This is a genomic window from Streptomyces sp. Root431 (assembly GCF_001426585.1).
Taxonomy (GTDB): Bacteria; Actinomycetota; Actinomycetes; order Streptomycetales; family Streptomycetaceae; genus Streptomyces; species Streptomyces stackebrandtii.
Window position 1 is genome coordinate 798,918 of sequence record NZ_LMEI01000007.1, and the last position, 19,537, is coordinate 818,454.

Here is a 19,537-nt window from a genome sequence, read left to right on the forward strand (position 1 = left end):
TCCGGGGGCGGGGTCACGGTGTCTTCCGTGGCCCCGCCGCGCCGTTCGCGCTCACCTGGGCCAGCTCTCCCTCGCCCTCCGTGTCGACGTGCGGCAGGATCCGGTCCAGCCAGCGCGGGGTCCACCAGGCCCACTTCCCGAGCAGGGTCATCACCGCGGGCACGAGCAGCAGCCGTGCGACCGTCGCGTCGATGAGCACGCTCGCGGCCAGTCCGAGCCCCATCATCTTCACCACGATGCTGTCGTTGAGGATGAAGGCCGCGAAGACGCTCACCATGATCAGCGCCGCGCAGGTGATGACGCGCGCGGTGATCTCCAGGGCGTGCGCCACGCTCGCCTTCGCGTCGCCGGTGCGCAGCCACGCCTCGTGGACCCGGGACAGCAGGAAGATCTCGTAGTCCATGCTCAGGCCGAAGACGATGGCGAACATCATCATCGGCACGTAGCTCTCGATGGGCACGTCGCCGGAGACACCGAGCGCCGGGCCGCCCCAGCCCCACTGGAAGACGGCGACGACGACGCCGTACGAGGCGGCGATGGACAGCAGGTTGAGCACCGCCGCCTTGAGGGCCACGAGCGGGCCGCGGAAGACGACCAGGATGACGAGGAACGCCAGCGCCACGACCACGGCGATGATGAGCAGCAGCCGCGAGGAGACGATGTCGAGGAAGTCCACCTGCGCGGCGGTGGTGCCCGTGACGTACGTGGCGGCGGTGGTGCCACTGACCGCCTGCGGGAGGACGTCGTCGGCCAGGTGGTTGGTCAGGGAGGTCGTGGCCTCGTCCTGCGGGGCGGCGACCGAGTAGGCCGTGGCGATCAGGACGTCCCCGTCCGAGGTCGGCGTGAGCGGGGTGATCAGGAGGGCGTCGGGCACTCCGGTGAGCGCCTTCTGGGCCTGGCTCGCCAGGGCGGAGCGGTCGGCGGCGGGGACCGAGGTCTGGTCGATGACCAGCGTCAGCGGCCCGTTGGAGCCGGGCCCGAAGGCCGTGGACATCAGGTCGAACGCCCGCCGGTCGGTGAAGGACTCCGGGTCCGCGCCGTCGCCGATGTGGCCGAGCTGGATGGAGAACAGGGGGATGGAGAGCACGGCGAGGACGACGACGCCGGAGGTCAGGAACCACCAGGGGCGGCGCTCGACGCGGAGGGCGTAGCGGTGCCAGGTGCCGTGCGCCTCGCCGGTCGCCCCCTCACCGGTCGCCCCCACGCCGGTCGTCTGCTCGACCGTCGTCTCCTCGGTCTCGGCCACGGGCTTGCGCAGGTGGAGCCGGTCGATGTGGCGCCCGACGAGCCCGAGCATCGCCGGGACGAGCGTGAGGGCGCCGATGACGGCCGTGACGACGGTGGAGGTCGCGGCGAGGCCGAGCAGTCCGATGAAACTCAGCCCGGAGACCCACAGTCCGCAGAGCGCGATGACGACGGTGCAGCCCGAGACGAGGACGGCCCGTCCGCTGGTCGCCGTGGCGACCCCGGCCGCCGTCACCGGATCCAGGCCGTTCATCAGCAACTGCCGGTGCCGGGTGATGAGGAAGAGCGCGTAGTCGATGCCGACGCCGATGCCGATCATCGTGGCGAGGGTCGGGGAGACGGTCGCGAAGGTCCACACGGAGGCGAGGAGCCCGAGCACGGCGAGCCCGCAGACGGCCGCCACCAGGGCGGTGACCAGGGGGAGCACGGCGGCGATCAGGCTGCCGAAGCCGATGATCAGGACGACGATGGCGACGCCGAAGCCGATCGCCTCGCTGGTGCGGTCGTCCGCCTCCGGCCGGGCCAGTTCGCCCAGCGAACCGCCGTACTCGACCTGGACCCCGGCGGTGCGCAGGGGCTGCACGGCGCTGTCCACCCCGGTCAGGTAGGCGTCGCCGAGGGTGCCGGGCTGCACGTCGAAGCGGACGGTGATGTAGCCGGTCTTCCCGTCGGTGGACAGCGGGCCGACGTCGGGGGTGCCCGCCGGAGGGGCGGGCGGCTGCGTGCCGGACGCCGGCAGGGGGCTCGTGGCGTCGAGGACGTGCGGGAGCTTCTTCAGCGAGTCCACGGCGGACGAGACCTGGTCGGCGGCGTCCGTCAGCGGCTTGGAGCCGTCGTGGAGCACCACCTGGGCGCTGTAGCCGCCGGCCGCGGGCTCGTGCGCGCGCAGCACGTCGAGCCCCTCCTGGGACTGGGTGCCGGGCAGCGAGTAGTTGTCGGAGTACTCGCCGCCGTACGCGTGGTTCAGCGCCACCAGAGCGCCCAGTGCCACGATCCAGGCGGCCAGCACGACGGCGAAGTGCCGGGCCGACCACTCGCCCATCCGCCGGAGCAGGCCCTTGCCGGAGCGTCGGCCGTCCGGGGCGGCACCGTCGCGTGCGGTGCCACCCGATGACTGGGGAAACGGCATGGGTACTCCCGTGACGAATGCGGTGCGACCGGGCGGGTGGAGGCCCATACGACCACGTGGGGACGGGCCAGCCGGGGATGCCGCCGACCGGCCCCCCCGTCGTCCACCCGATCGGGCGCGCCGGTCGTGTGACTCAGGTCACGGTGAATCGATGGCCCGAACCCGCGTAATGAACGGCGCCGACCCCGCTCTCTGCGGGTGGACAAGGTGTCCGCACGGAGATGAAGGAGGCCGTTGGCCATGACTGGTTCGGGGGCGGCCAAGGCCGCGGTGGAGTGGCTGGCGTCGGTGGCACCGGATCCCGACGCCTGCCGGTGGGAGTGGGAGCGCAACCCCCACGGGGTCGCGCTGCTGCCCGCCGGCAGGCGCTGGGACGTGCTGATCCTGCCGGGGGAGCTCGGCTATCCCACCCTCGACGTGCTGAGCCGGCTGGTGGACCGGCCGGGTCCGGTCCTCGCCGACTTCGGCGACGCGCGGATCGGCTTCTTCGTCCCGCCGGGCACCGCCGCGCGCTGGCTCGGCACCGGGGTGCGCAGCGCCGGCTCCGGTACGTGGATCGTCGTCCCGTACCCGGGGCGGGCGACGGGCGGCGTCCGCTGGCTGGTGGCGCCGGACGGGGTGGGCACCCTCAACGACACCTCGCTCCTGGAGCTCGCGATGCACGAGGCCGCGGGCCAACTGGCCAGGGGGGAAGGGGAGCCGCCCGAGCTCTGACGCGAGGCGCGGGCGGGTTCCGCACGTGTTTCGTACGTGTTCGGTACGTGCTCCGTGCGAGCTCCGCACGAGACAGAGGTCTTGACCACTTGATTGGTCTGGACCATGCTGTGGCGCGCTCCACCTCGATTCCCCCACCCCCGGAGGCAGTTGTGGACCGCACCAGACCCCTCACCCTGCTGTTGGCGAGCGTCCTCGCCGCCGGCGGGCTCATGGCCCTCACCCCCGTGGCGGCCCAGGCCGCCGACGCCGAACTCGCCCGCAACGGCGGCTTCGAGGCCGGCCTCGACGGCTGGTCCTGCACGGCGGGCAGCGGAGCCGTCGTCCCGTCACCCGTGCACGGCGGGACGAAGGCGCTCCAGGCCACCCCGGCCGGCAGCGACAACGCCAAGTGCTCCCAGACCGTCACCGTCAAGCCCAACTCCTCGTACGAGCTGAGCGGCTGGGTCCGCGGGAGCTACGTCTACCTCGGCGCCTCCGGCACCGGCACCACCGACGTCTCCACCTGGACGGGCTCGGCCCCCGACTGGCAGCGGCTCTCGACCAGGTTCACCACCGGCGCCTCGACCACCTCGGTGACGATCTACACCCACGGCTGGTACGGCACCCCCGCCTACCAGGCCGACGACCTCTCCCTCTTCGGCCCCGGCGGCGACCCGGTCCAGCTCCCGGCCGCCCCCACCGGACTCGCCGCGGGCTCCCCGACCTCCACCACCGTGCCGCTGACCTGGAGCGCGGTCTCCGGCGCCACCTCGTACCACGTCTACCAGGGCACGACGAAGGTCCAGACGGTCACCGGCACCTCGACCACCGTCACCGGGCTCACGGCCTCCACCCCGTACACCTTCCAGGTCGCCGCGGTGAACAGCGCCGGCGAGTCCCCGAAGTCGGCCGCGGTGACCGCGACGACGACCAGCGGCGGCGGAGGCGGCACCCCCGGCCTGCCCGCCCACGCCCTCGTCGGCTACCTCCACGCCAGCTTCGCCAACGGCTCCGGCTACACCCGCATGGCCGACGTCCCCGACTCCTGGGACGTCATCAACCTCGCCTTCGGCGAACCCACCTCGGTGACCTCCGGCGACATCCGCTTCAGCCTCTGCCCCGCCACCGAATGCCCGAACGTCGAGTCCGTCGCCGACTTCAAGGCGGCGATCAAGGCCAAGCAGGCCGCGGGCAAGAAGGTCCTCATCTCCATCGGCGGCCAGAACGGCCAGGTCCAGCTCGCCACCACCGCCGCCCGCGACACCTTCGTCTCCTCCGTCTCGAAGATCATCGACGAGTACGGCCTCGACGGCCTCGACATCGACTTCGAGGGCCACTCCCTCTCACTCCAGACCGGCGACACCGACTTCCGGAGCCCGACGAGCCCCGTCATCGTCAACCTGATCCAGGCGGTCAAGACCCTCAAGGCCAAGTACGGCTCCGGCTTCGTCCTGACGATGGCCCCCGAGACCTTCTTCGTCCAGCTCGGCTACCAGTACTACGGCTCCGGCCCATGGGGCGGCCAGGACCCCCGCGCCGGCGCCTACCTCCCGGTCATCCACGCCCTGCGCGACGACCTCACCCTGCTCCACGTCCAGGACTACAACTCCGGCTCCATCATGGGCCTGGACAACCAGTACCACTCGATGGGCGGCGCCGACTTCCACATCGCCATGACCGACATGCTCCTCACCGGCTTCCCCGTCGCCGGCAACAGCGACCGCTTCTTCCCGGCACTCCGCCCCGAACAGGTAGCCATCGGCCTCCCCGCCTCCACCCAGGCCGGCAACGGCCACACGGCCCCCGCCGAGGTGAACAAGGCCCTCAACTGCCTCACCAGGAAGACCGACTGCGGCACCTACCAGACCCACGGCACCTGGCCCGCCCTGCGCGGCCTGATGACCTGGTCGATCAACTGGGACCGCTACAACCAGTGGGCGTTCTCGAAGAACTTCGACGCGTACAACTGGAGCTGAGGCAGCCGGGCCGCCGAAGCTCAGCCCAGCAGCTCCGTGAACAGCCGGGCCGCGGTCCGCGAGGGCCCCGGCCCGGCCAGTTCACCCAGCACCGCCCGCAGATCCACCGGCACCGCCCGCACCCGCCCCGCCACCGGCCCGTCGAGCTCCCGCACCGCGACCCGGACCCGCCCCGCCGCCCGGTCGCCGGGATGGAGCAGGACACAGACGGGCGGCTTTCCCCCGGGGCTCCTGCCGAGCGTCCGCGCGTACAGGAACGCCTGGTAGAGATCCGCGGGGGAGAGCTTCTTCGTGTCGTACAGCTTGTACTTCACATCCACCGGCAGCCGGAAGACCTCCCCGTCCCGCCGCCCCGAGACCAGCAGATCCGGCCGCACCTCACCGTGGCTCCGCCCCGCCCCCTCGTCGAGCAGCACCCGCCGCTGCCCGGCCTGCGCGCTCACGAGCAGCCCGGAACCGGCCGCGCCCCACTCGACCAGCCGGGTCACGAAGGACTCGAAGAGGCTGTTCATGTCGACGAGGAAGGCCCGCGCCGCGAGGGGCCCCGCGGTGAACAGGCCGTCGAGACCGCCCCCGCACAGCAGCAGCCGGGCCCAGCGGTGCGCGGGCCGGTAGTGCTCGTTGTGCCGGTGGTACTCCAGGCCGGACACCAGCGTCCGGACGTCCCCCGGCGGGGTCGGGGCGTGCGCCGCGAACTCGGCCGCGGCCCGTCGCGCACCGGCCCGTACGCCGGGATCGCGGGCCGTACGGGCCGCGAGCGCGAGAGCGGCGGCGCACAGCCGGTTGTCGGCGATGTCGGCCTCGTGCTCGTCGAAGCGGCAGGCCAGCCGGTCGAGCCGGCCGTGGTGCCGCAGCAGCTGCCGGTCCGGCAGCAGTCGGCCTCGTACGACCCGCAGGTCGTCCTCGACGCTCAGATAGTCGCGGCGCACCCCGTGCCGCAGCAGCCGCTCGCCGTGCTCGACGACCATCCGGCAGACCAGGTCGCGGAGGTTCGGCGGCCCGTCCCGGAACTCCTGTGCCGTCGGCAGCGGGTCGCGTGCCGCGCCCCAGGCCAGATCGAGCATCCGCAGCACGTCGAGCTCGGTGCCGAGGTACTTCGGCCGGACCCGGATCTCGCAGCCGTCGAGGCGCAGCGACCCCACGTACTGGGTGGCCGTCACCTCAAGCTTCCCGTCGGCGAGTTCGCGCACCCTCAGCCGCGACGAGAGGCCGCCGTCGCCGAGGAGCCGACGGTCGGCTTCCGTCAGGCGGACCCCGGCGAAGACACCGGTCTCGTACTCGCGCAGCTCGTGGACCGGACCGCTCGGCACGGGCGACGGGCCGCTACGCACCGGCGCCGACCTCCAGCTCCTCGTAGAGCAGGGTGACGAGACGTTCGTCGGCGACGTCCCTCAGCGTGTGCGTCACGGGGTCGACGAGGTCGTCGCCCAGGAAGCCCGCGAGCAGGGTGTAGTCGTCGTACGCGTACTCCTGGAGCAGCGGCAGGATCTCGCCCCGGATCACGGCCGCGAACTCCGCGGGGTCGGCGACCGGCACCCCCTCGGGCAGGAAGAAGGCGTGCCCGATCTGCTTCTCGCGGTCGAGGGTGCTCCGGATGCGCCGGTTCAGCTCGTCGAGGAAGGCCGCGAGATGCAGCTCTCCGACCCTTCGGCCGAGCAACGGTCCGGAATCGGGGAGGAGTTCGAGGAAGGTGAAGCGGCGGCGGATCGCCGCGTCGAGCATCCGGATCGAGCGGTCCGCGGTGTTCATCGTGCCGAGGATCCGGACGTTGGACGGCACTCTGAAGGGCGCGCCGGTCAGGGGCAGGGTGACGGGCAGGCCGCGCTTGTCCTTTTCGAGGACGGTCACCAACTCGCCCAGGATGCGCGGCAGATTGCCCCGGTTGAGCTCGTCGACGACGACCAGGTGCAGGCGCCCGGGGTTCGCCGCGGCGGCCTCGCAGACCCTCTTGAAGACGCCCGGGGTCGGCTCCAGGGTGAATCCGGCGGCGCCCTTGACCGGGCGCAGCCCCTCGACGAAGTCCTCGTACCCGTAGCTCGGGTGGAAGGTGACCATGGTCAGCCGCCCGGACGCGGTGAGGGCGTCGAGGGTCGTGCGGAAGGCGGACGTGCCCGGTTCGGCGAGCGGATCCACCCCGGGCAGGTCGTCGGAGAGCTCGCCGAGCCGGCGCACGGCGTACCGCAGGGCGTGGTACGTCTTGCCGGTTCCGGGCGGCCCGAACAGGACGGCCTGCCCGCGCCGTTCGAGGGCGTCGTCGATCCGCTGGAGGTCGTCCTCCAGGGGCGGGATCTCCACCGGTTCGCTGCCGTTCTCCGCCTCGGCGGGCTCCGGGACGTCCCCGGTGACGCCCGGAACGGTCGGCCGAGGAGCGGTGGCCTGCTTCTGGATCCGGCGCCAGAGCGCCGACGGCACCTCCGAGACCGTCCGCCCGGCCCACTCGGGGACCGGCGCGTCGAGGGTCCCCGCGTACGAGTCGTCCCACTCCACACCGACCGTGTGCCGGTGGTCCGGCAGCTCCGCCCGCCAGCTGTAGCCGTCCCCGACGACCCGGCCGACCGCATGCACCCTGCTGAAGCCGGTGGCGGCCACGACGCGGTCGCCGACGCGCAGTTCCAGCAGCTGCCACAGGTCGGCCGCCCGCCCGGCGGCCCGCTCCGCCGGAACTCCCTTGTCGGCAAGGGCCTCGGCGTAGGCGGCCTTGAACTCGTCCAGGTCGGCGTACCCGTGCAGGTCCCCGGCCTCCTCGGCCTCGACGCCGATGCGCCCCTCCGCGCGGAACCGGTCCCAGCGCGCCGGGTCCGGCAGCCCGATCCGTACGACCTTGGCCGCGGTCCTGCGGACCGGCGCCCACCAGTCGAGGAAGTACCAGACGAGCTGCGGCGCCCAGCCCGCGAACCGCGGGTCCTTGTCCAGGAGGGCTTTCAGGACCTCTTTGCGGGCGAACGGCTGAAGCACCGCCGAGGCGCCGGGGAACGCCAGGCGGTCCAGATAGTGCTGCGTGAAGCTGTCCGCGTAGATCGGCAGGATCGCCTCGGGGGCGTACACGCGCAGCGTCTTCGCGACGACGGTGATGCCGGAGCGGACGGCCGGCAGGTCGTCGATGTCCCGGACCCGGCCCTCGCGTGCGGCGGTGACCGCCTCCACGATCCCGGAGCGGACCGCCGTCCACGCCTCGTCGAGGCTGCCGTGGCCCTTGTCGTACCACCAGCCGTGGTCGCGGCGGCTGTAGTAGACCAGGTGCTTCATCGCCGAGCCGCCGGTGATGCTGCCGAGCGCCTTGCTGCCGTACTCGAGGGCGTGGCTGTAGACCTGCCCTTGGGCGTCCGGCTGCCCGAGGGCGTAGCGCTCGACCGGCAGGGTGGGCCACTCCTCCCAGGGGAAGGCCGCCCGGATGGCCGCGGCCTCCCGGTCGGCCGCCTCGACCGCCGCCCGGTGACGGTCGCGGTCGAAGACCTTCAGGGCGTCGTCGACCGGCCAGTACTCCAGGGTCTCGGCATGCGTCTCGGTCACGGGGCGCAGCGCGCAGGAACAGACTCCGGTGACCGGCCGGCCCTTGGCGTTGAGCAGCCCCGCCTTCGACGCGAAGGCCGCGGAATCCTCCGCGTCGAGCACGCGGCGCCAGAGCAGCCCGTCCGGATCGGGGTACCGGGGCAGCGCCCCGGGATCGGTGAGGTGACCGCAGCCCGGATCGTGGTGGAGCTTGCTCCCGTAGCCGGGCAGGATGACCTCGCCGCCCGACGGGATCAGCTCGTGGGCCCGTCCTCCGACCGTGACGGCGTACCGCCGCTCCCCGTCCCCCATGTCCCCTCCTCCTGCCGGGCGCCCGGCGCGGCACGACGGTACCGCGCGGCGTACACCGGCCATCGGAGAAGAGGGAGACAGAGGGCGATGCTGGCCAGCACGTCCAAGGGCCAGTGGTAGCCGCGCAGGATCAGGCCGGTTCCCGTCACCGCCGTGAGTACGGCGGCGACGGGGATCAGGCGGTTCGAGACGAGGAAGGCCGCGCCGAAGTAGGCGACCATGGCGGTGGCCGTGTGGCCGGAGGGGTAGTAGCCCTGGGCCCAGGGTTCCAGGGGGCCGGGGCGGGCCGTCCACTCCTTCAGGGGGATCACCAGGAGCGGTACGAGGGCCATCGAGAGCCCCGCGTAGAGGGCGGCCGTTCGCCGGCCTTGCCGGATCGCGTACGCCATCGCGCAGCCGAGGACCGGAAGGGCGACCGTCATGTTGCCGAGGTCGGAGGCGAGTTCGCTCAGGGAGCGGGGGACCGCGTCCACGAGGGAGCGGGACACCCGCTCGTCGAGCCTGGCCAAGGGGCCGTGGACGAGCACCTGCCAGGTCACGACGGCGAGGGCGACGAGCGCCGAGAAGAGAGCCGGCCGCCCTGGAACAGGGGGGGTGGTTCCAGGGCGGCCGAGGGGATCGGGCTGCCGCGCGCCCCGGGGGGTGTGGGGCGGGCGGCCATCCGATCGGTGAGGAGTCCCGGAGCACGAAGCTCCAGCGGTGTGCGCCAAGGCACGGTGTGGGCGGGGCTGGGGATGCTCCGCCCGGGGTGTTTCTCTCATCTGCAGAAACCGTACGTCAGAGAAGAGGGGGCCGACAGCGGGAAAGGCATCCCGCCATCGGCCCCCCACAGAGTCTTCACACCGTGTGTGAGAACCGGGCCCGCCGGGCCCGCTCCGCTCAGATCTGGGCGAACGCGTTCTCGATGACGTCGAGGCCCTCGTTCAGGAGGTCCTCGCCGATGACCAGCGGCGGCAGGAAGCGCAGCACGTTGCCGTAGGTGCCACAGGTCAGGACCAGCACGCCCTCGGCGTGGCAGGCCTTCGCGAGCGCCGCGGCGGCCTCCGCGTAAGGCTCCTTCGTCACCGGGTCCTTGACCAGCTCGATGGCGATCATGGCGCCGCGGCCGCGGATGTCGCCGATCGCGGGGAACTTCTCCTGCATGGCGGTGAGGCGGGCCTTCATGACCTCCTCGATGCGCTTCGCCTTGCCGTTGAGGTCGAGCTCCTTCATCGTCTCGATGGAGCCGAGCGCACCGGCGCAGGCGACCGGGTTGCCGCCGTAGGTGCCGCCGAGGCCGCCGCCGTGGACGGAGTCCATGATCTCGGCGCGGCCGGTGACGGCGGCGAGCGGCAGGCCGCCCGCGATGCCCTTGGCGGTGGTGATGAGGTCCGGGACGATGCCCTCGTCCTCACACGCGAACCACTGGCCCGTGCGGCAGAAGCCGGACTGGATCTCGTCGGCGACGAACACGATGCCGTTGTCGTTGGCGAACTTCACGATCGCCGGCAGGAAGCCCTTGGCCGGCTCGATGAAGCCGCCCTCGCCGAGGACCGGCTCGATGATGATCGCGGCGACGTTGTCGGCGCCGATCTGCTTGCTGATCTGGTCGATCGCCTGGGCGGCGGCCTCGGGGCCGCAGTTCTCGGCACCGGTCAGCCAGCGGTAGCCGTAGGCCACCGGCACGCGGTAGACCTCGGGGGCGAACGGACCGAAGCCCTGCTTGTACGGCATGTTCTTCGACGTCAGCGCCATCGTCAGGTTCGTACGGCCGTGGTAGCCGTGGTCGAAGACGACGACGGCCTGGCGCTTGGTGTACGAGCGGGCGATCTTCACCGCGTTCTCGACGGCCTCGGCGCCCGAGTTGAACAGCGCGGACTTCTTGGCGTGGTCGCCCGGGGTCAGCTCGGCGAGCGCCTCGCAGACCTCCACGTAACCCTCGTACGGCGTCACCATGAAGCAGGTGTGCGTGAAGTCCTGGAGCTGCGCGGAGGCGCGGCGGACGACGGCCTCGGCGGAGGCGCCGACGGAGGTCACGGCGATGCCGGAGCCGAAGTCGATCAGGTGGTTGCCGTCGACGTCCTCGATGATGCCGCCACCGGCCCGCTTGGTGAAGACGGGGAGCGTCGAGCCGACGCCACCGGCGACCGTGTCGAGACGGCGGGCCTGAAGCTCCAGCGACTTCGGACCGGGGATGGCGGTGACGACGCGCCGCTCCTGCGGGACAGCGTTCATGCGGGGCTCCTGGGGGTGTTCTGGACGCACTTGCGGGTTTCCTCCGCAGGCTAGGCGCGGGGGAGGGGGTGCGGCATGCGCCGATCGGGAGTGGTGGCGGGTGTGCCGTTGTCCGGGATGGACATGGCGGCTCCGCTTCCACCCCCAAGGGTGACCGTTTCCGCCACTCGGCGGCGATCGGCCGTACGGGTGGGCGAAACCCCTCCGGGGCGCTCCCGGCCCACTAGATTGACGAGGGCACAGAGGCGGCGACCTGGCTGGTCAGGGGGCAGGGGTTCATGGAGACCGACGGCACGTACGAGTCACGCGACACCAGGGGAGGCGCGGTACCGCGCCCGGCGGGACCCCCGCCGGGCTCCGCACCGACCGTTCCCCCGGCGCCTCCGTACGCCCCTCCGGCCTACCAGGTTCACCCCGCCGCCCCGGCCGCGGCTCCGGACCCCGTCGGGCCGACGGACCCCGCCCGGGCCACGGACCCCGGCCGGTCCACGGACCCCGCTCGGGCCACGGACCCCGGCCGTGTCCCGCCCCCGCCGTCCCGGGCTCCCGCCCCCGCCGGAGCGCCGGCCCCCTCGGCCGTCGGCGAGTGGCTGGACGCGCCGCGCCCCAAGGCCGGACTCGGCATCTGGCGGTTCCGGCACGTCCCGCCGCCGCAGGCGCCCGCGCGGCTCGCACCGGTCACCTTCGTCGGGATGCTGATCCCCGTGGCCGTCGGACTGATCATCTGGTCGGCCTGGCGGAACAACACCCTCCCGTACGCCGACGTCCTGCTGCGGACCCTCACCCCGAACGACTGGTGGTACGCCCTCACCACCGCACCGAAGGACTGGGAGGGCGTCGCGGCCCACAGCGTCTTCGACGGCGCCCTCTTCCTCCTCCTCGTGTGGGGGATCGGCGCCCTCGGCTCCTGGGGCAAGGTCACCCGCCACTACCTCGGCCGGTGCCGCCCGCCCGTGCGCGCCGCCCTGGCCGGAGCGGGCGCCCTGGTCGTCCTGGGGTTCACCTTCTCCGAGACCCTCGGCCTCGGCTGGCCCCCGCTGCCGATCGTCGACCCGGTCGCCTGCCTCGCCGCCCTCGTCACGGGCGGCTGGGACGTCCCCAAGTCGCCGTTCTTCGTCTACCCCATGCGCCTGCTGGTCACGGCGGCGGTCCTCTGGCCGTTCGCCCGGGTCGGCGAATGGGCGGTCCTCTACCGGCAGTGGCGCGCCCGCCCGGCCGCCGGTACGGCCCCGGTCCCGGCCGCCCCGGCCACCGCCGGAACCCCCCTCTCCCAATGGCCCGAGCTCAGGGACGCGGGCGAGCACCGCGCCGCCGACCTGCTCGCCGGCGAACTGGCCACCGGGCGGATGAACGACGTCGACTGCGCGCGGGTGCGCCGCAGCTGGCGGAAGAGCGGCCAGGACCCCAAGGGCCGCACCACCCTCGTCGAGGCCCTCCTCGGCAAGGGCGCCGCGGCGGGCGCCCACCCGTCGGGCGACCGCGACCTGCCCGGCCGCTCGGCCACCCACGACCTGCTCCTGGGACAGGTCCGCGTGGGCCGCTTCACGGCCGCCGAACGCACCCCGCGCGCCTACCACGGCGCCGGTCTCGCGCTCGACCCCGGACTCCTCGGCACCTCCCTCCTCGCCGTCGGCCCCTCCGGCGCGGGCAAGACCCGCTCGCTCGTCGCGCCCGTCGTCGAGTCGCTCACCCTCCAGGCGCTCACCGGAGCCTGCGCCGTCGTCGCCGTCGGCGCGGCCGGGGCACCGCTCGGCCCCGACGAGGCGTACGACGTCGTGGTCCGCCTCGGCGACCCCTCCTCCCGGTACGACCTCGACCTGTACGCGGGCGCCACCGACCCGGACGAGGCCGCCGCCTTCCTCGCCGAAGGGCTCGTCGGCGACATGGAAGGAACGGAGACGCGGCGCGCCGCCACCGTGCTCGCCCAGCTCATCGGCCCCTACCGGGCCGCGTACGGCAGCTTCCCGACCGTGCCGGTCCTGCGGGAACTGCTCGAAGCCCGCTCCGAGGTCCTGGGGGCGCTGCTCGACCTGCTGCCGGCCGACGGGGCGCAGGCCATGCGCCGCGAGCTGGAGTCCCGGATGCGCCAGGTCGGCACCGCGACCGACGTGGGCCCCGTCCTCGCCGACCGGCTCACCGCCCTCGACCGGCCCGTGTTCGCCGAGTTCTTCGGCGGCGGCCGCGACGCACGGCCCTTCTCCCTCCGGGCCGTCGCCCAGCACCCGATGCGGGTGCGGATCTGCCTGCCAGAAGGCGGCCACGAGGAAGCCGCCCGCCTGCTCAACCGGCTGCTGCTCGCCCAGTTCCAGCAGGTCACCCGGGACCGCGCCGGCAGCGGGCACTTCGCCTGCCTGGTGCTCGACGACGCGGCCGGTGCGCTCACCCCCGGGACCGTCCGCGCCTTCCAGCGGCTGCGCCCGCAGAACGCGGGCGTCGTGCTGGCGCTCCGTACCCTCGCGGAGGTGCCCGCGGCGCTCCACGGGCCGCTCCTCGCCGGCGTCGGCTGCCGGATGGCGTTCGCCGGGCTCCCCACCTGGGACGGCCGCGCCTTCGCCGAGGCCTGGGGCACCGAACGGGTGGAGACGACCGAGGTGGCCCACCACACCGTCTTCGCCGACCAGCCGATGACCCGGGCCTTCCACGCCCTGCGCAAGCTGGTCACCGGCAAGGCCGTGACCACCGAGGCCGTGACCGTGCGGGAGGTGGAGCGCGAGCGGTGGTCCGCCTCCGACCTCGCCCATGCCGTGCCCCCCGGCCACGCCGTCCTCTCCCTCACCCATGTGCGCGGCGAACACACCCCGCCGCTCCTCGTCGAGCTGCGCGGCTGAGCGCCCGCCGCTCCCTCGCCCAGCTCCGCGGCTGAGCGAGGGTCTTTCGGCCCTGGCACAATCGGGGGCGCCGCTCGGCTGAGCGGCGCCCCCTCGCCCAAAGGTCCGACGGTCACCAATGCCGCCCACCCTCGCCTCGCTCGTGCAGCACTCCGCCCTCAAGCTGGTCGTCCGCGCGGGTGAGGACCGCCTCGACACGCCCGTCCGCTGGGCCCACGTCAGCGAACTGGCCGACCCCGTCCCGTACATGGAGGGCGGCGAGCTCCTGCTCACCACCGCGCTCACGCTGGACGCGGAGGACCTGGAGGCGATGCGCCGCTACGTGCGGCGGCTGCTCGGCGCGGGTGTCGTCGGGCTCGGCTTCGCCGTCGGCGTCAATTACGAGTCGATCCCGGCCGCCCTGCTCGACGCGGCACGCGAGGAGCACCTACCCCTCCTGGAGGTGCCGCGCCGGACCCCGTTCCTGGCGATCAGCAAGGCGGTCTCGGCGGCCATCTCCGCCGACCAGTACCGCGCCGTCACCGCCGGTTTCGAAGCCCAGCGCGAACTGACCCGCGCCGCCCTCGCCGAGGGTCCGGAAGCCGTCGTCGCCCGGCTCGCCGCGCACGTCGACGGCTGGGCCGCGCTCTACGACACGTCCGGCACGGTCGTCGCCGTCTCGCCCGAGTGGGCCGCCCGCCGGGCCGCCCGGCTCACCCCCGACGTCGAGCGGCTCCGCGACCGGCCCGCCCCCGCGAGCGCCGTCGTCGGCGGTACGGACGACCGGGTCGAGCTCCAGTCCCTCGGGACCGGCCGGCGCGTACGGGGCGCGCTCGCCGTCGGCACCGGCGCCCCCCTCGGCACGGCCGAGCGGTACGCGGTGCACTCGGCGATCGCCCTGCTCACCCTCACGACGGAGCGGTCACGCTCGCTCCAGGCCGCGGAGCACCGGCTCGGCGCCGCCGTCCTGCGGATGCTGCTCGCGGGCCAGCCCGACCACGCCCGCGCGGTCGCGGGCGACGTCTACGGCGGGCTGCTCGACGCCCCCTTCCGGCTGATCGTCGCCGAACCCGCCGCGGGCGAGCCGGCGGGGGAGGCCCCGCTGCCGCTCCTCGCCGAGACCCTGGAGACGGCCGCCGCCCGGGCGGGCGAGGCGGTGCTCACCGTCCCCGAGAGCGACGGCCGGCTCGTCGTCCTCGCCGGGGACGGGGGCGCGGTCGCCGCCACCTGCCACGGGTACGCGAACCGGGAGGCGGAGGAGGCGGGTGTCTTCGTCGGGCTCTCGGCCCCGGCCGGTCCGGTCGCCGCGGCGGCCGCGTACAAGCAGGCCGAGCAGGCCCTCGCGGTGGCCCGGCGCCGCGGCCGCGCGCTCGTCGAGCACGAGGAGCTGGCCGCCGGGTCCGTGCTGCCGCTCCTCGCCGACGACGCCGTCCGCGCCTTCGCCGACGGCATGCTCCGCGCGCTGCGCGAGCACGACGCGACGGGCCGCGGCGACCTCGTCGCCTCCCTGCGCGCCTGGCTCTCCCGGCACGGCCAGTGGGACGCGGCGGCGGCGGACCTGGGCGTCCACCGGCACACCCTGCGCTACCGGATGCGGCGCGTGGAGGAGATCCTGGGCCGCTCGCTGGACGACGCGGACGTACGGATGGAGCTGTGGCTGGCGCTGAAGGCGACGGGCGAGGACACCCCCTGAGGGAGGGATGGCGGGGTGGCGGTGTGATGGCACGCCCGCCACGCCCCCGGTACGCCCCCGCTCCTCTCAGTGCGGCGGCGCGTCCGTACGCCCCCGCTCCTCGCGGTGCGGCGGTGGTCGGTACGTCCCCGCTCCTCGCGGTGCCGCGGTGCGGCCCTACGCCCCCGCTACTCGCCGCCGATCACGCCGCCGTCGCCCTGCTGCTTACGGCTCCGCCGCTGCTGGTCGCGCACGAGCTCGCCGCCGAGCAGGGTCACCGTCGCCACCGCGCGGACCCACCTCGGGCCGCCGCGCGACGCCCACACCACGCAGACGCACCCTCCGACGGCGAGCACCACGACGCCGATCAGGACCATCAGGATCATGTTCTTCCCCCATTCGCGCACGCGTGTTCGCGGTCGGGATCATCCTGCCACCCCGCCCATTGAGCGGCCCTTACCCTGCTCCGGCCGTCCGAATTCCGCTGACCCTGCCCGGACGCGGGCAGATTTCTTGGCTATTGCCGCCCGGACTCCCTACTCTCCCGTACATGACAAGCCCCGCCGTCGATCCGGCCCCCGAGACGCAGCAGGCCACCATCCCGGAAGCCGATCCCGGCACCCGTACCCGTACCGCCAAGCCCGCGGCGGCGGCCGGTCGTCGGATCACCGGCGCCGTATGGGCCGCGCTCGGCATCGTGTACGTCGTCTGGGGGTCGACGTACCTCGGTATCCGGATCGTCGTGGAGACGATGCCGCCCTTCCTCTCCGCCGGCGCCCGCTTCGTCACCGCCGGACTGCTCCTGGCCGGGATCATCGCCTGGCGGCAGGGCCCCGCCGCCCTCAAGGTGACCCGCCGGGAGCTCGCCTCGGCGGTCCTCGTCGGCCTGCTCCTCATCCTCGGCGGCAACGGCCTCGTCGTCCTCGCCGAGACCTCCATCCCGTCCGGCCTTGCCGCGCTCCTCATCGCCGTCGTCCCCGCCTGGGTCGTCATCCTCAAGGCCGTCTCCGGCACGCGGCCCACCCTCGGCGGCACCGCGGGCGTACTCCTCGGGCTCGCAGGGCTCGCCGTCCTGACCCTCCCCGGACTCAGCGGCGACGTCCGGATCGGCGGCGTCTTCCTCGTCGTCGCCGCGACCCTCAGCTGGTCCGTGGGCTCCTTCTCCTCCTCGCGCCTGCCGATGCCGGCCAACCCCTTCACCGCCAGCGCGTACGAGATGATCGCCGGCGGCCTCGCGGGCCTCGCCGTCGGCCTGGTCCGCGGCGAGCAGCACGGCCTCGACCTCTCCGAGGTCTCCACCCGCTCCTGGGCCGCCCTCGCCTATCTGGTCGTCTTCGGCTCGCTGATCGCCTTCACCGCGTACGCCTGGCTCCTCCAGGCCGCCCCGATCTCCCTGGTCGCCACGTACGCGTACGTCAATCCGGTCGTCGCGGTCGCGCTCGGCGCCCTCGTCCTGAACGAGGCGCTGACCTGGCCCCTCCTCCTCGGCGGCGCGATCGTCGTGGCCGGTGTCTGGCTCATCGTGTCGACCGAGCGGCGCGGGTGATCAACGATCGCCAACCCTGGGCCGTTGACGTCGGAAGTGTCACGTGAGAAGTACGGGGACACGCTGTACGTCTTCGACGCCGCCACCGGCGAGGAGGAGGACGGCCGGTCTTCCGTGACCGCGTGGGGAGGGGGTGCGCGGGCACCCTCGGCCACCTGTTCACGTTCGAGGACCGGGCCGTCGTGCGCCGGGGCGCGGGGGAGCGGCCCGTATCGGTGTACGAACGCTGGTGACACCCGCGTACGCACCCCGGTGACCGCCACCTGTCCGCTTCGGCCGAAGCGGACAGAGCCGACACCCCACTACTCCATACCGGACAAGCCCGCGTCCGGCGCCCCGGCCCTAACGTGTGAGGAGAGCGATCGCTCGCACCCCCGATACGGAAAGGGCCGGGACGCAATGACGACCACCCACGCCTTCTGGCTCGCCGGCCGCGAGGCCACCGGCGAGGCCACCTTCGACGTCACGAACTCCTTCGACGGACGTCTGGTCGGCAAGGTCAGCGTGCCCACCGAGGCCCAGGTCGAGGAGGCCGTCGCCGCCGCGCACGCCGTCGTCGACGAGTTCGCCGCGACCCCGGCGCACGTCCGCGCCGCCGCCCTCGACCACGTGTCGAAGCGGCTCGCCGAGCGCACCGAGGAGATCGCCCTGGTGATCTCCGCCGAGAACGGCAAGCCCATCAAGTGGGCCCGCGGCGAGGTCGGCCGTGCCGTCTCCGTCTTCCGTTTCGCCGCCGAGGAGGCCCGCCGCTGGAACGCCGGCGAGGCCCAGCGCCTGGACACCGAGGCCGGTGGCGCGGGCCGCCTCGCGCTGACCCGCCGTATCCCCAAGGGCGTCGTCCTCGGCATCGCGCCGTTCAACTTCCCGCTGAACCTCAGCGCCCACAAGGTCGCCCCGGCCATCGCCGTCGGCGCCCCCATCATCCTCAAGCCGGCCCCGTCGACGCCGATCTCCTCCCTGATCCTGGGCGAGCTCCTGGCCGAGACCGAGCTGCCGGCCGGCTCCTGGTCGATCCTGACCGTGCCGAACGACCGCATGCCCGCCCTGGTCAAGGACGAGCGCCTCCCGGTCATCTCCTTCACCGGTTCGGACAAGGTCGGCTACGCCATCCAGGAGTCGGTGCCGCACAAGCACTGCACCCTGGAGCTCGGCGGCAACGCCGCGGCCGTGGTCCTGCCCGACTGGTCCTCCGAGGCCGACCTGGACTGGGCGGCGAGCCGCATCGCCACCTTCTCCAACTACCAGGGCGGCCAGTCCTGCATCTCCGTGCAGCGCGTGATCGCCGACGCCTCGGTCTACGACCGCCTGGTGCCGAAGATCGTCGCCGCCGTCGAGGCCCAGGTCACCGGTGACCCGTCCGACGCCGCCACCGACGTCGGCCCGCTGGTCGACGAGGCCGCCGCCCAGCGCGTCGAGGGCTGGGTCGACGAGGCCGTCGCGGCCGGCGCCAAGCTCCTCGTCGGCGGCAAGCGCGAGGGTGCCACCTACGCCCCGACCGTCCTCACCGACCTCCCGGCCGACGTGACCCTGGCCCGCGCCGAGGTCTTCGGCCCGGTCCTCACGATCGCCAAGGTCGACGGCGAGGCCGAGGCCTTCGCCGCGGTCAACGACTCGGACTTCGGCCTCCAGGCGGGCGTCTTCACGCACGACCTGCAGACCGCCTTCCGCGCCCACCGCGCCCTTGAGGTCGGCGGCGTGATCGTCGGCGACGTCCCGTCCTACCGCGCCGACCAGATGCCGTACGGCGGCGCCAAGCGCTCCGGCGTCGGCCGCGAGGGCGTCAAGTACGCGATGGACGACTACACGTACGAGCGCGTGCTCGTCCTGACGGGCCTCGCCCTCTAAGGCGTACGCCTCACCGAACCAGACGGTCCGAGCCCACTGTGCGGGGGCTCGGACCGTCTTTCGTCATGCGCGTTTCGTCAGGCCGTCCTCGTCACGCCGCGGGAGGCCGTCCTCGTCACGCCACGGGTGCGTCGACGAGCCGCACGACCTCGGCGGGCTTCGCGCGGAAGGCCTTGTTCGCCGCGTCCGCCGCCGTCATGTGCGGGGCGACGTCGTGCGCGGCGAGGGCCCCGGCCGAGGCCCAGCGCTCGATCAGGACGAAGCGGTCGGGGTCGTCGGCCACCCGGTGGAGGTCGTACCGGAGGCACCCGTCCTCGGCCCGTACGAGGGGCGCGAGGGCCTCGAAGGCGGCGACCTGCTCCGCGCCCCGGCCCGGCAGGGTGGTGATGTGGATGATGAGCTTGATCGGCTGCGACATGGCGCGGACCCTACGCGGGCGCCCGCCCCGGCGGCCGGGACGTCTCAGCAGGAGGACGCGGGCGACCAGGCGGACTCCGGCGAACATGCGGACGCGCGGGCGATCAGGCGGACTCCGGCGAGCATGCGGACGCGGGCGATCGCGAGGACACCGCGATCGGGCGAAGGCGCTCCCGCTCGTCTTTCCGA

At 73.4% G+C, this 19,537-nt stretch carries 13 protein-coding genes; 6 read left to right on the forward strand and 7 right to left on the reverse strand.

Translation table 11 applies throughout. From position 1 onward, the window contains the following. Positions 1-13: 13 nt before the first annotated feature. The gene (locus tag ASC82_RS10855; protein WP_056644644.1) at positions 14-2,374 is read right to left on the reverse strand and encodes an MMPL family transporter; all 2,361 of its coding nucleotides are present in this window, start codon (positions 2,372-2,374) and stop codon (positions 14-16) included. 240 nt (positions 2,375-2,614) lie between these two features. Here ASC82_RS10855 and ASC82_RS10860 point away from each other — a divergent pair, with 240 nt between their 5' ends. Both ASC82_RS10860 and ASC82_RS10865 read left to right on the forward strand, forming a co-directional pair. Then, positions 2,615-3,088: a hypothetical protein gene (locus tag ASC82_RS10860; protein WP_056644652.1), complete on the forward strand. Its 474-nt coding sequence runs from the start codon at positions 2,615-2,617 to the stop codon at positions 3,086-3,088. A 212-nt stretch (positions 3,089-3,300) separates the two neighbouring features. Then, positions 3,301-5,046, forward strand: coding sequence for a glycoside hydrolase family 18 protein (locus ASC82_RS10865; protein ID WP_242427635.1), 1,746 nt, complete (start codon positions 3,301-3,303; stop codon positions 5,044-5,046). Between the two features lie 20 nt (positions 5,047-5,066). On the opposite strand, the gene ASC82_RS10870 is transcribed toward ASC82_RS10865, so the two are convergent. The 4 genes from ASC82_RS10870 to gabT form a co-directional block, all read right to left on the reverse strand. Further along, on the reverse strand, positions 5,067-6,377 hold the full coding sequence (locus tag ASC82_RS10870; RefSeq protein ID WP_056644657.1) for a hypothetical protein: 1,311 nt from the start codon (positions 6,375-6,377) through the stop codon (positions 5,067-5,069). After that, complete coding sequence (locus ASC82_RS10875; RefSeq protein WP_056644661.1) at positions 6,370-8,847, reverse strand: AAA family ATPase; 2,478 nt, start codon at positions 8,845-8,847, stop codon at positions 6,370-6,372. The genes ASC82_RS10870 and ASC82_RS10875 overlap by 8 nt, the downstream gene beginning before the upstream one ends. Next, positions 8,790-9,608 carry a phosphatase PAP2 family protein gene (locus ASC82_RS31035; RefSeq protein ID WP_079039203.1) on the reverse strand — a complete coding sequence of 273 codons (819 nt, stop codon included), beginning with the start codon at positions 9,606-9,608 and terminating at the stop codon, positions 8,790-8,792. The genes ASC82_RS10875 and ASC82_RS31035 overlap by 58 nt, the downstream gene beginning before the upstream one ends. Before the next feature lie 118 nt (positions 9,609-9,726). Further along, a complete protein-coding gene (gabT, locus tag ASC82_RS10885; protein WP_056644664.1) occupies positions 9,727-11,061 on the reverse strand; it encodes a 4-aminobutyrate--2-oxoglutarate transaminase in 1,335 nt (444 codons plus the stop codon). A 278-nt stretch (positions 11,062-11,339) separates the two neighbouring features. On the opposite strand from gabT, the gene ASC82_RS10890 reads away from it, so the two are divergent. Next, the gene (locus tag ASC82_RS10890; protein ID WP_056644668.1) at positions 11,340-13,889 is read left to right on the forward strand and encodes a hypothetical protein; all 2,550 of its coding nucleotides are present in this window, start codon (positions 11,340-11,342) and stop codon (positions 13,887-13,889) included. Positions 13,890-14,007: 118 nt separating this feature from the next. Then, a complete protein-coding gene (locus tag ASC82_RS10895; RefSeq protein ID WP_024755636.1) occupies positions 14,008-15,561 on the forward strand; it encodes a PucR family transcriptional regulator in 1,554 nt (517 codons plus the stop codon). A gap of 167 nt (positions 15,562-15,728) precedes the next feature. Here ASC82_RS10895 and ASC82_RS10900 read toward each other — a convergent pair whose 3' ends face one another. Beyond that, positions 15,729-15,926, reverse strand: coding sequence for a hypothetical protein (locus ASC82_RS10900; RefSeq protein ID WP_056644671.1), 198 nt, complete (start codon positions 15,924-15,926; stop codon positions 15,729-15,731). A gap of 164 nt (positions 15,927-16,090) precedes the next feature. Here ASC82_RS10900 and ASC82_RS10905 point away from each other — a divergent pair, with 164 nt between their 5' ends. Then, the gene (locus tag ASC82_RS10905; protein WP_056644673.1) at positions 16,091-17,086 is read left to right on the forward strand and encodes an EamA family transporter; all 996 of its coding nucleotides are present in this window, start codon (positions 16,091-16,093) and stop codon (positions 17,084-17,086) included. Positions 17,087-17,485: 399 nt separating this feature from the next. Further along, a complete protein-coding gene (locus ASC82_RS10910) occupies positions 17,486-18,931 on the forward strand; it encodes an aldehyde dehydrogenase family protein (protein ID WP_056644678.1) in 1,446 nt (481 codons plus the stop codon). A gap of 115 nt (positions 18,932-19,046) precedes the next feature. Here ASC82_RS10910 and ASC82_RS10915 read toward each other — a convergent pair whose 3' ends face one another. Then, entirely contained in the window at positions 19,047-19,349 is a 303-nt protein-coding gene (locus ASC82_RS10915; RefSeq protein ID WP_056644972.1) for a putative quinol monooxygenase, read from the reverse strand. Positions 19,350-19,537 lie beyond the last annotated feature (188 nt).

Coding starts and splice junctions, on each gene's coding strand:
- ASC82_RS10855 (WP_056644644.1), bottom strand. CDS start 2,374: ATGCCGTTTCCCCAGTCATCGGGTGGCACCGCACGCGACGGTGCCGCC.
- ASC82_RS10875 (WP_056644661.1), bottom strand. CDS start 8,847: ATGGGGGACGGGGAGCGGCGGTACGCCGTCACGGTCGGAGGACGGGCC.
- ASC82_RS10895 (WP_024755636.1), top strand. CDS start 14,008: ATGCCGCCCACCCTCGCCTCGCTCGTGCAGCACTCCGCCCTCAAGCTG.
- ASC82_RS10905 (WP_056644673.1), top strand. CDS start 16,091: ATGACAAGCCCCGCCGTCGATCCGGCCCCCGAGACGCAGCAGGCCACC.
- ASC82_RS10860 (WP_056644652.1), top strand. CDS start 2,615: ATGACTGGTTCGGGGGCGGCCAAGGCCGCGGTGGAGTGGCTGGCGTCG.
- ASC82_RS10910 (WP_056644678.1), top strand. CDS start 17,486: ATGACGACCACCCACGCCTTCTGGCTCGCCGGCCGCGAGGCCACCGGC.
- ASC82_RS10890 (WP_056644668.1), top strand. CDS start 11,340: ATGGAGACCGACGGCACGTACGAGTCACGCGACACCAGGGGAGGCGCG.
- ASC82_RS31035 (WP_079039203.1), bottom strand. CDS start 9,608: ATGAGAGAAACACCCCGGGCGGAGCATCCCCAGCCCCGCCCACACCGT.
- gabT (WP_056644664.1), bottom strand. CDS start 11,061: ATGAACGCTGTCCCGCAGGAGCGGCGCGTCGTCACCGCCATCCCCGGT.
- ASC82_RS10900 (WP_056644671.1), bottom strand. CDS start 15,926: ATGATCCTGATGGTCCTGATCGGCGTCGTGGTGCTCGCCGTCGGAGGG.
- ASC82_RS10915 (WP_056644972.1), bottom strand. CDS start 19,349: ATGTCGCAGCCGATCAAGCTCATCATCCACATCACCACCCTGCCGGGC.
- ASC82_RS10865 (WP_242427635.1), top strand. CDS start 3,301: ATGGCCCTCACCCCCGTGGCGGCCCAGGCCGCCGACGCCGAACTCGCC.